Raw genomic sequence first — 18,017 nt, 5'->3', positions numbered from 1 at the left:
CCCCTTCCCGCATTGTTCGCCGTCCGGTCACCGCGGCCGCACCGGACCGTGGCCGCCCCGTCGCGAAACCCTTCCGTACGGGGAGATCCGGCGTACCGGCCGCCTCGATCCGGTCCCGCCCCCGGCCTCGACCCACCGCGCCGGTTCCGCCGGTTCCGGGGCCGTCGTCCCCGTCGGCATGAACCGGCCCCCGCCGTTGTTGCCCACCGGTGACGGACGAGGAGAGGAGCGGTCGTGGCGGGTGTTCGGGGTGGCGTGCTGCCGGGCGCGGCGGACGCCGTGATCGTGGGGGCCGGTCAGGCCGGGCTCTCGGTGGCCTGGCACCTGCGGCGGCTGGGGCTCGAACCCGGAGTCGACTTCGTGGTCCTGGACCGGGGGCCCGACACCGGGGGCGCCTGGCAGTTCCGCTGGGAATCGCTGCGCCTGGACGACGCGCACAGGGTCAACGACCTGCCCGGCATGCGTGAACTCGGGCTGAGCTTCGACACCGCGGACGCCTCCAGGCCCGCCCGCGACGTGGTGCGTGACTACTACGCGCGCTACGAACGGGGGTTCGGGCTGAACGTGGTGCGGCCGGTCGGGGTCACCTCAGTGCGTAAGGAGGGCCGGGGGTTCCTGGTCGGGACCGACAAGGGTGATGTCGCGGCGCGGGTCGTGGTCAACGCCAGCGGGACCTGGGCGCGGCCCTTCCGGCCCTACTTCGCCGGGGCCGCGGACTTCCGCGGCGTACAGGTCTCCACACCCGAGTACCGGTCGGCCGAGGACTTCGCGGGGATGCGGGTGCTGGTGGTGGGCGGTGGCACCTCCGCCGTCGGTTTCCTGCGCGAACTCGAGGGTGTGGCCGCGAGCACGGTCTGGACCACCCGTCGGCCGGTCGAGTTCACCGACGACCCCGAGGGCGGGATCCGCGCCGTGCGTCAGGCGGACGAGGCGGCCAGGGCGGGGCGTCCACTGCCCAGCATCATCAGCGGCACCGGCCTGCCCGCCACACCGGAGAACCTCGCCGCGCGGGACCGGGGGCTCCTGGCTGCCCGACCCGTGTTCAGCGCGATCGAACCCGACGGCGTGCGCTGGGCCGACGGTTCCTTCGAGCCGGTCGACGCCATCATCTGGGCCACCGGGTTCCGTGCCGAACTCACCCACCTGGCGCCGCTGCGGCTGCGCGAACCGGGCGGCGGCGTCCGTGCCGAGAACGGCCGTTCGGTACGGGAGCCGCGCCTGTTCCTCGCCGGGTTCGGCCCGCAGGCCAGCACCATCGGCGCCAACCGGGCCGGCCGGTCCGTGGCCCGCCAGGCCGTCGCCGAACTGCGTTCCGCTCCGCCGACCGTGGCCGACCGACCCTTGGGGACCCGGAGGGCCCAGGAGTAGAATGTCCGCTCAGTCACGTTGGCCGGGAGCGGCCCCGAAAACGTCGGGGCCCGGACACGGACCCCCCTGAACCCCCGGTGCCACGGCCGGTCCGACGGCCCGCCGTCGTGCGGGAGAAGCACCCTTCGGGGAAGGAGCCCGTGATGAGCACCCAGACCACCGCACAGGACCTGGACCGGGGAAAGGTGGAGGAGTTCGCCGGTCGGATGGTCGGTGTCCTGGAATCCGGAAGCACCGCCCTCATCTGCAGCCTGGGCCACCGGCTGGGCCTGTTCGACACGATGGCCGACCGCGGCGCGATGACCAGCCGGGAGATCAGCGACGCCGCCCGCCTGAACGAGCGCTACGTGCGCGAGTGGCTGGGCGGGGCGACGACCTCCCGACTCGTCGAGTACGACCCGCACGCCGACACCTACTCCCTGCCCGCGGAGCACGCGGCCTGCCTGACCCGCGCCGCCGGGCCCGACAACATGGCCCGCCTGACGGCGATGCTGCCCATGCTGGCCCAGGTCGACGAGCGGGTGGAGGAGGCCTTCCGGCACGGCGGCGGTGTGCCCTACAGCGCCTACGAGCGGTTCCACCAGGTCATGGCCGAGGAGAGCGGCGAGGTGGTGGACGCCTCCCTCATCGACACGACCCTGCCCCTGGTGGAGGGCGTGCCCGAAAGGCTCGCCCTGGGCATCGACGTGGCAGACGTCGGCTGCGGGCGCGGCCACGCCGTCAACGTGATGGGGCGCGCCTACCCGCGGAGCCGGTTCGTCGGTTACGACTTCTCCGAGGAGGCCCTCGCGTTCGCCAGGGGAGAGGCCGACGCCATGGGGCTCTCCAACGTCCGGTTCGAGCTGCGCGACGTCGCCGAGATGGCCGCCGAGGGGGAGTTCGACCTGGTGACGGCCTTCGACTCCATCCACGACCAGGCCCACCCCGCCCGGGTGCTCGCCGGGATCCACCGGGCCCTGCGGCCCGGCGGGAAGTTCCTGATGGTGGACATCAAGGCCTCCAGCCGTCTGCGGGAGAACCTGGACCTGCCCTGGGCGACCTTCGTCTACACGGTCTCCCTGATGCACTGCATGACGGTCTCCCTGGCCCTGGACGGCGACGGTCTGGGAACGGCGTGGGGTGAGCAGAAGGCCCGGGCCATGCTGGCCGAGGCCGGCTTCGGCGAGGTGGAGGTCAAGGAGATCGACACCGATCCGTTCAACAGCTACTACGTCTGCACCAGGACCTGACCCGGCCGGGCACGGGTACGGTCCCCGCGCCGGGCAGAGCGGCGGCCGCCCCTGCGCGCGGGCGGCAGAACCGTGCGGGACAGGCCTGTGGACAACCCGCTGCGCTGCCTTTCCGGGACCTAGGATCGGGGGCGGAACCAGTTCCCGGAGCGTCGGAGGTAGCCGGTATGCGGGCCAACAAGCTTCCCACCGAGGAGATCAGGCGGGAGCCGGCGGCCTTCGCCGACCGGATCACCGCCGACGGCCGGTTCGGGCGCACCGCCGAACCGGACCGCTACCGGCTGGTCGTCAGCCGGGCCTGCCCCTGGGCGCACCGGGTGGTGATGACCCGGCGGCTCATGGGCCTGGAGGGGGCCGTCCCGCTGGCCGTCACCGACCCGGTCCAGGAGATCATCGGGGGTGACCCGCACTGGGTGTTCACCGAGCGGACCGGCAGCCCGGACGACAGGGACCCGGTACTGGGCATCCACGCCCTGCGCGAGGCCTACCTGGCCCGCGACCCGGCCTACGACGGCGGCGTGAGCGTGCCCGGACTGGTAGACGTCCCCAGCGGACACCTGGTGTCCAACGACTACGACCAGCTCAGCGTGGACATGGCCACCGAGTGGGGACCGCTGGTCCGGGAGGGCGCCCCGGACCTGTATCCGGTGGCTCTGCGCGAGGAGATCGACACCGTGAGCGCGCGGGTGTACCAGGACCTCAACAACGGTGTCTACCGTTCCGGTTTCGCCCCCGACCAGGACCGCTACGACAGGGCGGTGGCCGCCGTCTTCGCCCGGCTGGACGCACTGGAGGAGCGCCTCACCGACCGCCGCTACCTGGTGGGGGAGCACATCACCCTGGCCGACCTGCGGCTCTGGGCCACCCTGGTCCGGTTCGACGCGGTCTACCACGGCCACTTCAAGTGCAACCGCCGCAAGCTCGTCGAGTACCCGGCGCTGTGGGCCTACGCGAGGGACCTCTTCCAGACGCCCGGTTTCGGCGACACCACCGAGTTCGAGCACATCAGAGTGCACTACTACCGGGTGCACACGGCGATCAACCCGACCGGGGTGGTCGCGGTCGGCCCCGACCCCCGCGGCTGGCTCACCGAGCACGGCCGCGAGTCGCTCGGTGGCAGTCCCTTCGGGGAGGGCGGTCCGCCCGGACCAGCACCGGAGGACGAGCGCGTCCCGCCCCTGGCTGAGCAGGGCTGACCGTCCGAGGGTGGTTCACCGGTGACCGGGCAGGTCCGGCACAGGTGTTGGAGGGCACAGACGTGCGGCGTGCTCGCGTAGCAGGCGCACCGCCTCGGTGACGGCGGGGCGGCGGGAGGTCCCCTCGCGCCAGAGCGCGGAAACACCGCGTACCGGGGTGGGGTCCAGGGGCTTGACCACCACCGAGTCGGGGACGCTCCCCCGGCCCAGGCGGGGGACCAGGGCGATGCCCAGGCCGACCTCGACCATGGCGATCTGGGTCTGGTACTCGGCCACGAAGTGGGCGATGTCCGGTTCGGGCAGGACCGGACGCAGCGTCCGCATCAGCCAGTCGTGGCAGACCGTGCCGGGCGGTTGGCAGATCCAGCGGGCCGCGGCCACGTCCCGGCGGCTGAGCACCGCGAGTTCGGAGAGGGGGTGTGCTCGTGGGAGGAGGACGTCGCAGCGGTCCTCGCCGAGCACGGTGCGCACCACCCCGTCGGGGACGGTCATCGGTGCGATGTCCCAGTCGTGGACGACGGCTAGGTCCACCGTCCCCTGGGCGACCATGTGCGGGGTGGCGTGTGGGTCCTCCTCGACCACCCGCAGGTCCAGGTCGGGGTGTTCCCGGGCGAGTTCGGCGAGGGGAAGGGGGAGCAGGCCGCGGGCCGCGGTGGAGAAGGCGGCCACGGTCAGGCGCCCCGAGGGCCTGCCGCGCCGCTCCTCCAGCGCCACCTCGGCCGTCTCCATGATGGTGAGCATCCGGGCCGTTGTGCCCACGAGCATCTCGGCGGCGTCGGTGAGCACGACCCCGCGCCCCTGGCGCTCCAGGAGGGCGGTCCCGGTCTCGCGTTCGAGTTTGGTGACCTGCTGGGAGACGGCCGAGGGGGTGTAGCCGAGCGCCTTGGCGGCGGAACTGACCGAACCGTGGACGTGTACCGCGTGCAGGGCCCGCAGCCGGGAGAGGTCGAGCACGGGGGATCCTTCCGAGGAGGCCCGCCCATCTTTAAGCAGGTCTGAAACCAACCTAGTAGAAGGTTTCGCTGGTGCTAAAGCCGGGGTGGGGCCATGATCGGTTCCATGCGTCCCTCCCATTCCCTTCTCGCCGTGTTGGTCGCGGCCGTGTGGGGGGTCAACTTCGTCGTCATCGAAGTCGGCCTCGACCACTTCCCACCGCTGCTGTTCTCCGCTCTGCGGTTCCTGGTGGCCGCCCTGCCCGCGGTCTTCTTCGTACGCCGCCCCGGAGTCGCGTTCGGGTGGATCCTCCTGGTGGGGCTGGTACTGGGTGTGGCCAAGTTCGGCCTGGTCTTCACCGGCATGTACCTGGGCATGCCCGCCGGGCTGACCTCGCTGGTCCTGCAGGTGCAGGCGATGTTCACCGCCTTCTTCGCGGTGCTCTTCCTGCGGGAGAGGCTGCGCCCGGTCCGCTACCTGGGGATGGCCGTCGCCCTGTGCGGGATCGCGGTCGCCGCCCACGACCACGGCGGATCGGGACCGTTGACCGCGTTCGTGCTGGTCGTGGCGGCCGCCGCGTTCTGGGGGCTGTCCAACGTGTTCACCCGCAGAGCCGCTCCGCCGGACGCCCTGAGCTGGATGGTCTGGGTCAGTGTGGTGCCGCCGCTGCCGCTGTTCGCCCTGTCCCTGCTGGTCGAGGGCCCCGAGGCCGGACTGGCCGCGATACGGGGGCTGGACCTGGCCGGGGCGGGGGCGATCGCCTTCGTCGCCTGGGCCGCCACGGTGTTCGGCTTCGGGGCCTGGGGACACCTGCTCCGCCGGTACGAGGCCTCCGCCGTGGCGCCCTACTCGCTGCTGGTACCGGTCTTCGGCATGGCCTCGGCGTTCCTGTTCCTCGGTGAGCGGATCAGCGTGCTGAGCCTGGCGGCGGCGGTGCTCCTGGTGGGCGGCGTGGCACTGACCGCCCTGGGGGGTCGGGCCGGGGAGCCGGTGGAGGAGGGGACCGCCGCCGGGGACGGGGCGGTCCCGGTCGGCGGGCACTCCTCCCGGTAGTCCTGCGGGCGGCCCGGGGAGGCCGGCGCGTCACCGGGCCACCCGCCGAGGCCGCCCCGGGCCTGCGGTCCGCGCCTACCGTGCCGGGTGCCGCGCGGCGACGAGGAGTTCCACGTTGCGGTCCTCCGGCTGGCCGTAGTTGGCGGGGTCGGCGTAAAGGTCGTTGACGGACAGCTCCCGGTAGAGCGAGGCCAGGCCGTCGGCGGAGTAGTCGCCGTGGTCGGCCTGGTATGGGCTGTCGGCCTCCAGCAGGGTGGTGAACAGCGACACGGTGCCGTCCGCGTTGTCCACGATCTCGATGCTGCGGGCCATCTGCGGGTGGTCGATGTGCGAGGCGGTGTTGATCTCCCAGAAACCCCGTTCCGGGACGTTGGAGGTGTGTGCCCGCACCTTGTTGTGGTGGGTGTGGCCGTTCACCCAGGCCAGCACGTTGGGATAGCGCTTGAGCATGGCTACCAGGATCTCGCCGACGTAGCGGATCTCCGTCGGGCGGCGCCGGTCCGGCAGCGGATTGTTCATGGTGTCGCTGGTGTGGTGGCTGAACAGCACGAACAGCTCGTCGGTCACCTGCTGGGTGCGCCGCCGTCCGAACAGGTCGTAGTAGACCGAGCTCGACGCGCGCAGGGTGCGCTCCAGCCACCGGTACTGGGTCCTGCCGATGGAACCGTTGGCCAGCCCCGCCAGGGTGGTCGTGTCCATGCTGACCCCCGTGACGCCCTCGGCGATCGGGAAGGTGTAGAAGCAGTCCACCCCGTCCGCGTTCTCCTCGGTGAAGCCGTGGCCGACCGGACCGGGGCCGGTGTTGGCCTCAGCGAGGTGGGCGGCGACGAAGTCGGCGGTGTCGAAGGGGGCGCGCCGCTCGTCGGGGGTGACGGTGGAGGTCAGCGCGGCGGTCGACAAGGTGCCGGGAGCGGCGGGGCTCTCGACCTCGTCGGGTACCTCGCCGAGCCGGTCCTCCTCGGTCATGGCCTCGGCCGTCCGCTCGGTGACCTCCTCGTCGGCGAACATGAGCTTGTGGTCGCCGACGTAGAGCTCGTCCATGGTGCCCGCGGGCAGCGTGCCCGCCGGTGTGTTGTCGTGGTTGCCCACGGTGCAGTACCAGGGGACGTCCAGGCCGGGGCTGTGGAACTCGGCCCTGGCCGCGTCCAGGAACCCGGGCAGGTGGGGGAACCCGCCCTGGGTCTTGTACCGGTCCCGCAGTTCGCTCTCGGGCTGCCAGTACAGTTCCGACCCGCAGTTCTGCACCCCTTCGAACCGGGAGGGGTCGCCGGTGTCGGGGGTGAGGGGGCCGCCGTTGAGGACCGCCATGAGCCAGTCGAGTTCGATCCGCTCGTGGTTGTCGGTGTTGTCGCCGGTGGTCATCATGAAGTCGAAGGGGCGCCCGGTGACCGGCCCCGCACGGAGCGAGTTGACCCTGCGGACCAGCGCGGACGCGCCGATCGCGGCGAGTGGTTCCTGTGGCCGGTGGGCGCTGGAACCGAGGATCGGGTGGGTGTACTCGAAGCGCACCGGGCTCTGCACGTCCAGGATGTGCAGGTCGGTGAACTGGACGAATGCCGCGAGCGGGGTGCGCCGTTCGTCGCGGCCGGACTGTGCCGGGACCAGGTCCTCGCGTACCTCCAGCGGCCAGCCCGGTCCGGCGGTGAGGAGTCGGTAGCCGTCGCCGACGGGGGAGGCGACCTCGGCGAAGGTGGTGCCTTCGGGGTTGGCGACCCGGTCCAGGGTCTGCCGGATGAGTCTGTCGTGGGTCGCGGCTGAGACCGGGAGGGCGGGGAGGCCGAGGGCGAAGCCCAGGCCTGCGCTGGCGGTGATGAAACCGCGCCGGTTGAGGGGTGGCATGGGGGGAGTCCTTTCGGCCCGGCCGGGGGCGGCCTGCGGGGGTGGGGCGCCGTCATTAAAGGCCGGGAGGAGGGCGCGGGGCAACGGGGGTGCGCTGCCCGGGTCGGACCCGGACCGGGCGGGTCCGGGCACGGGGTGGGTACGATCACCGGTTCGCCTGTTTCCGGGACCGCGGGCCCGTGGTCCGGACGTTCCGCGGCGCTGTACCGGCGTCCACCTGCGGGTCGGCTCCGGGCCCCGGGGAGTTCGCCGCGGCCTCGATGAACCGTCATAAAGATGAGGGGTTCTCATGTTTGGCCGGATGCGGCCAAACAGGCGGCCCTGGACCCGTCCCGGGCGCCACGAGCCGGGGCCAGGGCCGCCCGCGCCCTCCCGAGAGCCGGTCCGGGACGCCCTGCTAGGTTCTCCAGCGGCAGGTCGGACATCGCACGGTGGGGAGCGGTCCCGTGACGGACGAGAAGAAGCCCGGGCGGGTGGGGGACGCCCTGGCCTGGACCGGTGCGGGACTGCTGGTCGGCGCCCTGCTGTGGATCGGCGCCGTCGCGGTGGCGGACGACGGCGGCCTGCCCGGGAGGGACGGGTGGTGGATCGTCTCCGCCCTGGCCGCGGTCCTCGCCCTCACGCTCGTGCTGGGCCGACGGAGCGGCGGTGCGCAGCGGTACCTGCTCCGGCTGTGCGCGGTGGCCGGACTCGGGCTGTTGGCGGCCTGGCTCGCCTTCCCGGGGGACGCCTTCGAGGCCACCACCCGCGACCCCCGGGCCTTCGAGCCCGCACCGGTCGCCGTGCACCTGTGGCTGGCGGCCTGTGCCGTCGCGCTGGGCTGCGGGTTCATGCTCATGGCCCGGCGAAGGCCCGGACCGGGACCGCTCCGCCGGGCCGTCCTCCTTCTCGGCGCGGGGGTGCTGGCCGTGGCGCTGGCCGCTGGCCTGACCGCCCGCTTCCTCGTCCCCTGGGTGCCGCACCACGTCGCCGACGGGCGCGCCGAGCCCGCCCCGGTCCCGGCTGCGGTCTCGGAGGCGGGCTGGGAGTGGCGCCCGCCGATGGCCGCCGAGGTCCAGGAGGTGCACGCGGGGAGCCACGGGCCGCTGGTCCTCCTCGGGGACGGTGCCGTGGCCCTGGACGGTACGACCGGAGCCGAGCTCTGGTCCTACCGGCGCCCCCACCACCAGGTTCGGGGCGTGTGGGCCCAGGACGGGCGCGTCCACGTGCGCTACCGGGTCGATGAGGACACCGGGGACGGCGAGGGCCGGTTCGAGACGGTGGTGCTGGACGCCGGGACGGGCGGGATCGTCGAGGAGGGGGCGGACACCGAGGCGCCCCCGACCGGCTGGGTGAACGAGCACGGCCGCGAACTGGTGGCTGACGCGCTGGACCTGCCCGAGGACTGCGTGGTCTCGCACACCGGGAACTACGGCCACCGTCTGGTGGGTGTGTTCGGCTGTCTGGAGGACGCGGACGCCGAGACGGTCCGGCGGTCCGTCGAGACCGGGAACCCCTTCCGCTGGGAGGGCGTTCGGACGCGGGCCGCCGTCGTGGCCGTCGACCCGCTGACGGAGACCGAACTGTGGCGCACGGAGCTGTGGGAAGTGCCGCCCCTGGTTCCGGAGCCCCGGCTGGAGGAGGTCCCGACGGGAGCGGCCGGGGCGCCGGTGGTCGTGCGGAACGGGCCTGAGGAGCGGACCGTGGTCCTGGACCCGGGCACCGGCGAGGAGCTCGCCGCGCTCCCCGAGGACCTGGCCGCCGGTGACGACCTCATCGGGGTGGCGTACGCCGACGCGGACGGAACGGTCCTCGCCGTGGACAGCGGCGACCTGGAGACGACGTTCCACCGGGCGGACGCCTCCGGGCGGATCAGCGGGACGGCCGTGGTCGAGGAGGCCTTCCTCATCGACACCGTCGGTTCCTCCCGGATCGCAGTGCTCGACGACTCCCTGGTGATCGCGCGGAAGACGGACGCGGAAGGCGTGGCCACGGCGGTGGTGGTCGCCCCCTTCGGGGAGACCACCCGGTGGGAGGACGGGATCGTGTTCCGGGCCGAGTACCCGGGCGCCGCCTATGTGGTGGCGGTTCCGGGGGCGGTCGTCCTCGCCACGGAGGACGAGCGGTCCCCGCTGCTGCTCGGCCTGCACCCCTGACCTCACACGGTGAGGGGCCGGCCCGGGCCCGGCACCGGGACGCCGCGACCCGGCGGAGCGCTGTTGGAGGCGGTCGTGCGGGACCGGCCGGTGAGAGCCGGCCTGGTTCGAGCGCCCCCGCGAATACGGTAGGGTTTCACCTGTTGGCGGGGCCGGAGACGGCTTCCGCCCAGCGGCCGGGACGTAGCGCAGTTTGGTAGCGCACTTGACTGGGGGTCAAGGGGTCGTGGGTTCAAATCCCGCCGTCCCGACAGAGGAAAAGCAGGTTATGGAGAGGTCCACCGTCCGGTGGGCCTCTTTCTGTTTGCGCCGTGCACGCAGTTCGCCCCCTGTCTGGCGGCGAGCGCCGCCGAGGCGGTCCGCTCCTGGCAGCGGCCCGGATTCCTAGTCGGTGGAGAGCGCGGCCCGGTAGTACTCGACGAGTTCCTCGTCGGGGAGCGGGCCGGACTCGGGCGCGCGCCCGTCCAGTACCGCGGCGAGGTCGGTCAGACAGGTGTCCCAGCCGGCGGCCGTGTTCGCGGTCCACTCGGGGTCGTCGATGGTGTTGGAGAGCCGGAGTACACAGCCCCGGCCGTCCTCCTCCAGGGTCCAGCGCAGGTCCTCGCCCGACCAGTGGAAGGCCAGCAGTCGCGGCGGGTCGAACCCGGTGATGGGTACGACCTCCGGTTCCCCGCCGGGGAACGCCAGGGTGAGCGTGCCGCCCTCGCGGGCGTCGACCCGCGCGTCGGCCGGAAACCACCGGGAGAGCATGTCGTCTTCGGTCAGGACGTTCCAGACCGCGGAGCGCGGGTGCGGGTAGCGGCGGGTGAAGAGCAGGGCGGGCGCCCCCTGCGGGTCGGTGCCGAGGCGGACTTCGGTGCTCATGGTCGCGGCCCTCCGGTGCGCGGATGGAGTCGGGGCGACTGCCCAGGTCACCCCCGGTCGCCCAGGTGTCCAGCATGCGGTCTCGGGCCGGTCCCGGTCCAGCATCCAGGCGGTGAACGGGCCGAGTGGCGGACCGTCCGGGCTGCGGTTCGGACCGAGTGCCGGAACCGGGGCCCGGGGCTGCTCCCCTCCCTGCACGCGCGCTCAGTACCTCGCGACGCGGGGTTTCCACAGGGTGGCCGGTTCGACCACGTACGCCTCCAGGTTGGCGACGCTCGCACCGCAGGCGCCCTTGCGTTCCGTGGCGACCAGGGCGGAGGCGATCAGTTCGGCCCGGTGCCTGGCCTCGGCATCGGTGTCGCCCACCGGGATCACCTGCCGCACGTGGTGGCACCGGGCCCGGCCGTCGGTGTGGACCAGGCCGACCACGTACGTGCGCCGCCAGCGCCGCAGGGCGGCCTGGCGCGGAATCATGTAGCGGTAACGGCAGCGCGTCCGGCTGCCGTCGGCCAGCACGGCCTCGGCCTGGTAGGTGATCGACCACCAGTTCTCGGCCACCGGAACGATCGTCGCGTGCATGGCCCGTGCCCAGGCCTCCAGTGCCGACCGGTTCTGCGCCTCGATGGTGGCGGCCTCGCCCACGGCGCCCCCCGAACTGTTGAACGGGCCCCGGGCACCCCTGAGACACCCGGAACTCTGACGGTTGGTAACTCTAGGTGTCGACAATGATTCGAGGGGTACAGAATGTGTCCCCGGATGGATTCCCGGTCAGCTCAGGAGAGCAAACCGATCCGTTCGGCCAGTCCGCCCGCCCGGTCCCGGTGCCGCCCCTCGCGTGACTCCAGTTCCTCCAGCACCATCCGGCGGGCGAAACCGTTGTACCGGACCGTCTCCGGCGCCGCCTCGTGTGCGGCCTCCAGGACACGCAGCGCCTCGTCCCGCTGCCCGGCCAGACGGTGGGCGCGGGCCTGTTCGATCCGGTGCCGGGCCCGGCGCGGCCGTGAGGGGATCGCCTCCGCCGGGGCCCGTTGCGCCTGGCGCACCGCCTCGTGGCCGCTGCGCAGCTCCACCGCCACGGTCACCGCGTGCGCGCCCATCACCGGCCGGGAGAAGGAGGTCATCGGATGGTAGTAGGAGGCGGGCAGCCGTTCGGCCGCCCGGTGCGCGGTGTCCCAGTGCCGCCACGCCGAACCGGCCTGCCCGCGTCGCGCCGCCGTGTACCCCGCCTCGAACCGCAGGGCGCCCCAGACCGCGAGCACGTCCCGGCCGCCGTCCGGCAGATGCCGGGCGAGATGGCGGCTGGCGTCCTCGGTGACCGCGTCCGCGGCCTCCCAGTCACCCGCGTCCCGGTGCGCCTGGGCCAGCAGCCAGGCGGCCACTCCCAGGGCGTGCGGGTCGTCCGCCTCCTGGGCCGCGGACATACCGCGTTCGGCCACCCGCCACAGCAGGCCCTGCGCGGGTTGGTAGGCGATGAAGAACTGCGCCAGAGAACACACCTGCGACAGCACCGACCGCGCGCGGGCCCGCGCCGACGCCCCCTCGGCCTGGTGCACCGACCGCTGTGCGTCCTCCAGCAATCCGGGGAGCAGCCGGCCGACCACCTCCCGGTGGTTGGGCGCCGAGTGCCTGGCCCGCCAGGCCCCGGCCAGCCGGGCGCGCAGGTGTTCCAGCGGGGGAGCGGGCCGGGGGTCGCCGACCGGAAGGGCGTTGACCGCCTCGCGCACCCTCGGCAGCAGGGCGTGCCCCGGGCCGGTGAACAGCTCCACCGGAACGGACTGCTCGCCGGTCAGCTCGGCGAGGTCGCGGATGCGCAGCGCCTCCACCAGGCGGAGCAGGATCGAGAGTTTGGGGGTGCCCAGACGCCCGGTCTCCACGGCCTTGACCCATGAGGCGGAGCGCCCCACCAGGCCGCCCAGCACCTCCCGGGTCATACCGCGTCTGGTGCGGTTCAGCTTGAGGCGTGTGCCGAACGGGATCTCGACCTCGTGCGGGTCCGGGGTGCCGTCCACGGGCATCGCGTCGTCCTTCCCTGGGATGCTGCGGAGTCCAGGCTACGAGGACCCCTCCGGCCCCGGGGCGCAAACGGCCCGACCTCCTCCGACCGGGCCCCTGCCGGTTCCGCCCGGCTCGTTCGGGCCCCCGCGCCCCGGAGCGGGTTCGTCCGAGAGGTCGCTCAGACCCGCCTGCGCGCGGATCGCCATCGCGCTGACCCGGTGGGCGACGATCTCGCGACCGGAACTCCAACGCAGCAGGGAGTGCGGCAGGAACAGGAAGGCCACCGCGGTGTACAGCTCCGCTGCCTGTCCGCCCGTCGGCAGCCGCAGCACCGCCGAGACGCCGAAGACGAGCAGGGGCGCCGGCAGCGGATGCGTGCGACGCCACTGCGGGGCGGGCGCCAGTGCGACGGCGGCCGCCGCTCCGAAGGCTCCGGGTGTCAGGCGCGGTACTCCGACGCCCGGTCCTCGGCCATCGCCACCATCTGTTCCTGTCGGGCGCGGACGGCGGGCCGCTCCGGGCGCGCCACCCGGCCCAGCTCCGCGCGGCGCCCGTGCCGGGTGGCCAGGGCCGTCGCCGAGGAACGGCGGACACCCAGTTCCTCACCCTCCTCGGCCAGGGCCCGACGGACCCTGCCGCGGTAGGCGTGCCGTGCCGTGAAGTAGACGGCCATCGCGGTGACGAACACCGTCAGGGTCTTGAGCAGCACGCCGACCGGGCTCCCCAGCAGCGGCGAGTCGAAGAACCAGTGCACCCCCATCGCCAACAGCAGCAGCAACGCGGCCCCGGCCGCCCGGCGCGCGCCGGGCCGCCAGGCCACCGCGGCCAGCACGCCGACCGCGGTGCCCGCCACCGCCGACATCGCCCAGTGCGAGCCCAGACCGGTGAGACCGATCCGCAGGAAGAAGCTCTGGAGCACGGAGAGCATGCCGTCGGTGGCGCCCTGCATCGAGATCGTGTTCAACGCGTAGGTGAAGTTCTCCACCAGTTGGAAGCCCAGCCCCGCCAGTGCACCGATCACGAAGCCGTCGACCGGGCCGCGGAGCGCGCGCGGGGCCATGACCGCGATCAGGACGACCCCGGTCACCTTGAGCAGCTCCTCGTTGACGGGCGCGGTCAGCGCGGCGCCCCAGGTGGTCCCGAACTCCAGTCCGCCCGCCCTGGACCAGGCCGACATCAGGTTGGAGTTGGTGAAGAGCGCGAGGCCGATCGCCCCGGTCGCCCCCCAGAGCAGGGCCGTGAGCGAGGACGCCAGGCCCGGGGCCCGGACCGGCCGGATGCGGCGCAGCACCCAGAACCCGAGCACGCCCACCGCCGTGAGCAGGAGCGCCGAGACCACCGCCTCGACGGTGAAGACCCGGATCGCTCCGGCGAAGTTCAACAGGGTGAAACCGAAGCCGAGCAGGCAGAGCACGGCGAGGACCACCGCTGCGGTCAGCCCGGGCAGGCGCTGGGCGCGGGGCCGGTCCCGTCGCGGATCGGGAAGGCGCTCGCCCCCCTCCTGGCCCTGTCCGGACTCGCGGGGGGAGGGGACCCGGCCGCTGTGGGTGGACGGAACGTGTGGTTCGGGGCGTGCGTGGCTCATGAGGTGACTCCCGTGGACCGGCTGAACCGGATCGACTGGACCAGCTCCTCCGCCTCGGCCAGTTCCGCCTGACCGGCTTCGGCGCCGACGGTGCGCGTCTCGACCGCGAAGCCCCCGTTCGGTGAGGGGAAGACGGTCGCGGTGCCGGTCTGCTGCCCGAGGTGCAGGTCGCCGCGCAGGCCCTCGCTGCCGCTGTCCGAGGTGACCTTTTCCGGTTCGCCCAGGGCCGCCGAGGCGTCACTGACCCGCACGATGTCGCGCAGGCCCTCCCACAGTTCGGTGCTCGTGGCCTTCTGGGGCGGGGTGACCAAGCTCATCTGCAGGTTCACCCGCCCCTTCGTGAACAGGTACTGCTGGCCCTGGGAGCTGGCGCCGGTGTCGAGCTGCCAGTCCTCGTCGAAGGTCACCGAAGCCTCGTAACCCTCTCCGGAGCCGAGCGTCATGCTGTGACCCGAGGGGAGGGCCTCGGTGGCGGGCAGGGCGGCGTTCACCATCGCCCAGCCGAGGGTCAGGACCGCCACCACCGCCGCGGCGACGCCCAGCGGGACCCAGTTGCTCCGCGGCCCCCGTGGCCTGGCGTGGCGCAGTTCCGCGCTCTCCTCTGCCATCGTGCCCCCGTCTCTGCGTTCTCGGACATGAGTGCTCACCACCAGCGAAACATCCCGGGGAGGGCACGTTGACGAAACAACGAGCACTTGGCACATGTTTGTGGTGATTTCACCGGAAGCGGGGGCGGCGAGACCGGTGCTTTGCCGCCCGAACGCCCCCCCTTCCGGTCCACCGTCCGAGGGGGAGGACGGCCTCGGCCGACCGGAGGAGGCCTGTCCCGAGAGGCCCCTTGGCGTTGTGGCCCGCCTGTGATGTGATGCCAATCCCAGTGTTACCGACACCGACGGAGGGCACGGGCGACCGATGCCGAAGCAGACCATCGACCCCCTCAACGCGGACCGCTCCTCACTGGTGCACCGGATCCGCTACGCGTTGCGCAACCCCGGCCGGATCGGACCGTACCTGCTTCGGTCCGCCCGTGACCTCCGCCTGCGCCTCACCCACCGGGACCACGTCTCCTACTACCGCGCGGTGATGGCCTCCGACGCGGCCCGCGACCCCCGGGCGGCGGTCGGCAGCCGGAACGAGGAGCGCTGGCTCGCGCTCGGACAGATGCAGTTCGACTACCTCTTCGGGCACGGGCTGAAGCCGGAGCACCGGATGCTCGACATCGGCTGCGGCAACCTCCGGGCGGGATGGCGGTTCATCGACTACCTGGACACGGGCGGCTACTACGGCATCGACATCTCCCCGGACATCCTGATCGCGGGCAAGAAGGTCCTCTCCCAGCGCGGACTCCAGCACAAGCTGCCCCACCTGACCCTCACCCACGACCTCACCTTCGACTTCCTGCCCGAAGGCGCCTTCGACGTGGTCCACGCGCACAGCGTCTTCTCGCACTCGCCCCTGGAGGTGATCGACGAGTGCCTCGCCCACGTGGGCCGGGTGCTCGCCCCCGGAGGCTTCTTCGACTTCACCTTCGACCGCACCGAGGGAACCGAACACCACGTGCTGCGGGAGGACTTCTACTACCGCACCGAGACCCTCGTCGCGCTCGCGGAGAAGCACGGCCTCCGGGCGCGGTTCATGCAGGACTGGGAGGAGCTCCCCCACGGCCAGTCGAAGATCAGGGTCACGGCACCGGAGTGAGCGGTCGGCGGGGAACGGGCTGACGACACTTTCGTCACCCTCGGTCGATAACACGACCGTTCCGTGTCACCACACGGGCTGAATGGTTGCGGTTCAGTCGCAGGTCGGTCTTTGTTCGGACTCTTGTCACTGAATCCGTCATCCGCGTGGGCGGCTCGCGGGTCTGAGGAGTGTGGTCCCGCCACCATCCCCAGTCACCACCCCGGGGCGGCAGCGGTCGGACGCCGCGCGCCCCACCGAAAGGCTGTCCATGTCCCTGATGGCGCGTGCCAAGCGCACCTCCGAACGCCTGCTTCCCCCCTCCGTGAGAGCCCGGAGGGAGGAGCGGCGCCAGGCCGAAGCGGCCCGCAGGGCGCAGGAGAAACGCCTGGCGAAGATCGCCGCCCGCAGGCGCGCACTCCTGGCCGACGACCCCCGGCTGCGAACCTTCACCGTGCCGGAGGAGCAGGGCGCCCCGGTGGAGGGGCAGGGGAGCGGTGCCGCGGGCGCGGCCGGACGGCCCGAGGGCACCGAGATGCTCGGCCGGGTCGTGGAGCACTTCACCGCCGCGGGAGCCTCCGACCGCAACCTGGACCTGGTCACCGAGGCACTCCGGTCCGCGGGGGTCGACTACTTCCTGGTACCGGGTCGCTCACCGCTGCGCCACGTCGTGGGCGTGCACCGCTCCGACAAGAAGGCCTTCCTGGAGGCCATGCGCGAGCTGTACGCGCGCAGCGCCGTCTACGCCGCCAAACCCGGACCGCGGGGCCTGGTCACGGGATACTCCGCCTACGTCGACGGCGCCCTGGCCGAGGACGTCAAGTCCGGCCTGGTCATCCGCTTCGCCGAGCAACTGCTCTCCGCCGCGGGTGACCTGTTCGGCGGGTTCGAGTACGGCTGCGACGTGGAGTTCTGGCGGGACGGGAGTTCCGTGCTGGGGAGCGGGCGCGCCGAGCAGGCCCTGGACCGGCTCAGGGTCAAGGTCCCCGCCGACGCCATGACCGAAGCCCTGCTCGCCCCGCGGCCCAACCGGATCGCCGACGTCCTGCCCGCCTCCGAGCGCGTCACCGCAGCCGTCACCGTCAGGGGCCGCGAGCTGCCCACCTACCGGCCCTTCTCCCACCGCCACGCGGAACAGGTCGACTTCCCCGTCGACGTGGTCTACACGTGGGTGGACGGCTCCGACCCGGAGCACGCCGACAAGCGCGCCCGCCACCGCGGCCAGCGGTCGGACCTGGCCTCGCACGCCGCCAACGCCTCCCGCTACACCGACCACGAGGAACTGCGCTACTCGCTGCGCTCCCTCCAGATGTACGCGCCGTTCGTCCGCAACATCTACGTGGTGACCGACAACCAGGTCCCGTACTGGCTGGACACGGGCGAGCCCGGCATCACGGTGGTCGACCACCGCGACATCTTCACCGACCCGAGCGTGCTGCCGGTCTTCAGCTCGCGTGCGATCGAGACCCAGCTCCACCACATCGAGGGCCTCTCCGAGCGCTACCTCTACCTCAACGACGACGTGTTCTTCGCCAACCCGGTCGGCGCCGAGCACTTCTTCCACGCCAACGGGGTCGCGCTGCTGCCGTTCTCCCCGCACCAGATCGGCGTGGGCCCGCCCGTCCCGGAGGAGGCGGCGCCCAACTGGGCCGGGAAGAACGCCCGCAGACTCTTCCTGGACTCCTTCGGGGCGACCATCGCCCAGAAGATCCGGCACGCGCCCCTCCCGCAGATCCGCCGGGTGCACCGGGAACTGGAGGAGCGGTACCGGGAGGAGGTGGAGCGCACCGCCGCCTCCCGCTTCCGGCACCCGGACGACATCGCCGCGGCCACCACGCTGCACCAGTACTACGCCCTGCTCAACGGGTACGGGGTACGCGGTGAGTACCGGACCAGGTACGTCGACATCGGCACCGACACCGCGGCGGACAAGCTCGCCTCCCTGGTGCCGGGGGAGTACGACTTCCTCTGCCTCAACGACTTCGACACCCCGCCGGAGCAGCAGGAGGAGGTGAGCCGCATGGTCCGCGACTTCCTGGAGCGCCGGTTCCCGTTCCCGTCGCGGTTCGAGAAGCAGACGGAACCGGCCGGGAGCCGGGGGTCGCGGGTCTCCGCCGCCGCCTGACCGGGAGACACACGAGAC

The 18,017-nt window shown here is 72.5% G+C and carries 15 protein-coding genes and 1 tRNA gene; 8 read left to right on the top strand and 8 right to left on the bottom strand.

What is annotated here, in order from left to right:
* The first annotated feature begins 234 nt into the window (after window positions 1–234).
* From AC0VYD_RS17135 to AC0VYD_RS17125, 3 genes are all read left to right on the top strand, one after another.
* On the top strand, window positions 235–1,368 hold the full coding sequence (locus tag AC0VYD_RS17135) for an NAD(P)-binding domain-containing protein (protein WP_475476527.1): 1,134 nt from the start codon (window positions 235–237) through the stop codon (window positions 1,366–1,368).
* A 143-nt stretch (window positions 1,369–1,511) separates the two neighbouring features.
* Window positions 1,512–2,597 (top strand): class I SAM-dependent methyltransferase, encoded by a 1,086-nt coding sequence (locus AC0VYD_RS17130; protein WP_475476526.1) that lies wholly within the window; start codon window positions 1,512–1,514, stop codon window positions 2,595–2,597.
* A 167-nt stretch (window positions 2,598–2,764) separates the two neighbouring features.
* Entirely contained in the window at window positions 2,765–3,793 is a 1,029-nt protein-coding gene (locus AC0VYD_RS17125; RefSeq protein WP_475476525.1) for a glutathione S-transferase family protein, read from the top strand.
* Between the two features lie 15 nt (window positions 3,794–3,808).
* Here AC0VYD_RS17125 and AC0VYD_RS17120 read toward each other — a convergent pair whose 3' ends face one another.
* Window positions 3,809–4,747, bottom strand: coding sequence for a LysR family transcriptional regulator (locus AC0VYD_RS17120; RefSeq protein ID WP_475476524.1), 939 nt, complete (start codon window positions 4,745–4,747; stop codon window positions 3,809–3,811).
* Window positions 4,748–4,852: 105 nt separating this feature from the next.
* On the opposite strand from AC0VYD_RS17120, the gene AC0VYD_RS17115 reads away from it, so the two are divergent.
* Window positions 4,853–5,779 carry an EamA family transporter gene (locus AC0VYD_RS17115; protein WP_475476523.1) on the top strand — a complete coding sequence of 309 codons (927 nt, stop codon included), beginning with the start codon at window positions 4,853–4,855 and terminating at the stop codon, window positions 5,777–5,779.
* A 75-nt stretch (window positions 5,780–5,854) separates the two neighbouring features.
* On the opposite strand, the gene AC0VYD_RS17110 is transcribed toward AC0VYD_RS17115, so the two are convergent.
* Complete coding sequence (locus AC0VYD_RS17110) at window positions 5,855–7,618, bottom strand: TIGR03767 family metallophosphoesterase (RefSeq protein WP_475476522.1); 1,764 nt, start codon at window positions 7,616–7,618, stop codon at window positions 5,855–5,857.
* Window positions 7,619–8,064: 446 nt separating this feature from the next.
* On the opposite strand from AC0VYD_RS17110, the gene AC0VYD_RS17105 reads away from it, so the two are divergent.
* Both AC0VYD_RS17105 and AC0VYD_RS17100 read left to right on the top strand, forming a co-directional pair.
* Window positions 8,065–9,753 carry a hypothetical protein gene (locus AC0VYD_RS17105; RefSeq protein ID WP_475476521.1) on the top strand — a complete coding sequence of 563 codons (1,689 nt, stop codon included), beginning with the start codon at window positions 8,065–8,067 and terminating at the stop codon, window positions 9,751–9,753.
* 177 nt (window positions 9,754–9,930) lie between these two features.
* Window positions 9,931–10,004 (top strand) — tRNA-Pro (locus AC0VYD_RS17100).
* A 133-nt stretch (window positions 10,005–10,137) separates the two neighbouring features.
* Here AC0VYD_RS17100 and AC0VYD_RS17095 read toward each other — a convergent pair.
* From AC0VYD_RS17095 to AC0VYD_RS17070, 6 genes are all read right to left on the bottom strand, one after another.
* On the bottom strand, window positions 10,138–10,617 hold the full coding sequence (locus AC0VYD_RS17095; protein WP_475476520.1) for an SRPBCC family protein: 480 nt from the start codon (window positions 10,615–10,617) through the stop codon (window positions 10,138–10,140).
* A 204-nt stretch (window positions 10,618–10,821) separates the two neighbouring features.
* Window positions 10,822–11,259 carry a hypothetical protein gene (locus AC0VYD_RS17090; protein ID WP_475476519.1) on the bottom strand — a complete coding sequence of 146 codons (438 nt, stop codon included), beginning with the start codon at window positions 11,257–11,259 and terminating at the stop codon, window positions 10,822–10,824.
* 131 nt (window positions 11,260–11,390) lie between these two features.
* The gene (locus AC0VYD_RS17085) at window positions 11,391–12,632 is read right to left on the bottom strand and encodes a helix-turn-helix domain-containing protein (RefSeq protein WP_475476518.1); all 1,242 of its coding nucleotides are present in this window, start codon (window positions 12,630–12,632) and stop codon (window positions 11,391–11,393) included.
* Between the two features lie 36 nt (window positions 12,633–12,668).
* Entirely contained in the window at window positions 12,669–12,944 is a 276-nt protein-coding gene (locus AC0VYD_RS17080) for a hypothetical protein (protein WP_475476517.1), read from the bottom strand.
* Between the two features lie 107 nt (window positions 12,945–13,051).
* The gene (locus tag AC0VYD_RS17075; protein ID WP_475476516.1) at window positions 13,052–14,197 is read right to left on the bottom strand and encodes a PrsW family intramembrane metalloprotease; all 1,146 of its coding nucleotides are present in this window, start codon (window positions 14,195–14,197) and stop codon (window positions 13,052–13,054) included.
* A complete protein-coding gene (locus AC0VYD_RS17070; RefSeq protein WP_475476515.1) occupies window positions 14,194–14,805 on the bottom strand; it encodes a hypothetical protein in 612 nt (203 codons plus the stop codon). The genes AC0VYD_RS17075 and AC0VYD_RS17070 overlap by 4 nt, the downstream gene beginning before the upstream one ends.
* Before the next feature lie 304 nt (window positions 14,806–15,109).
* Here AC0VYD_RS17070 and AC0VYD_RS17065 point away from each other — a divergent pair, with 304 nt between their 5' ends.
* Together AC0VYD_RS17065 and AC0VYD_RS17060 are read left to right on the top strand one after the other, a co-directional pair.
* On the top strand, window positions 15,110–15,895 hold the full coding sequence (locus AC0VYD_RS17065) for a class I SAM-dependent methyltransferase (RefSeq protein ID WP_475476514.1): 786 nt from the start codon (window positions 15,110–15,112) through the stop codon (window positions 15,893–15,895).
* Between the two features lie 250 nt (window positions 15,896–16,145).
* Window positions 16,146–17,999, top strand: coding sequence for a stealth family protein (locus AC0VYD_RS17060; protein ID WP_475476513.1), 1,854 nt, complete (start codon window positions 16,146–16,148; stop codon window positions 17,997–17,999).
* Window positions 18,000–18,017 lie beyond the last annotated feature (18 nt).

This window comes from Nocardiopsis sp. iso_40 (assembly GCF_056173285.1).
This window is presented reverse-complemented; position numbering and strand designations above follow the sequence as displayed.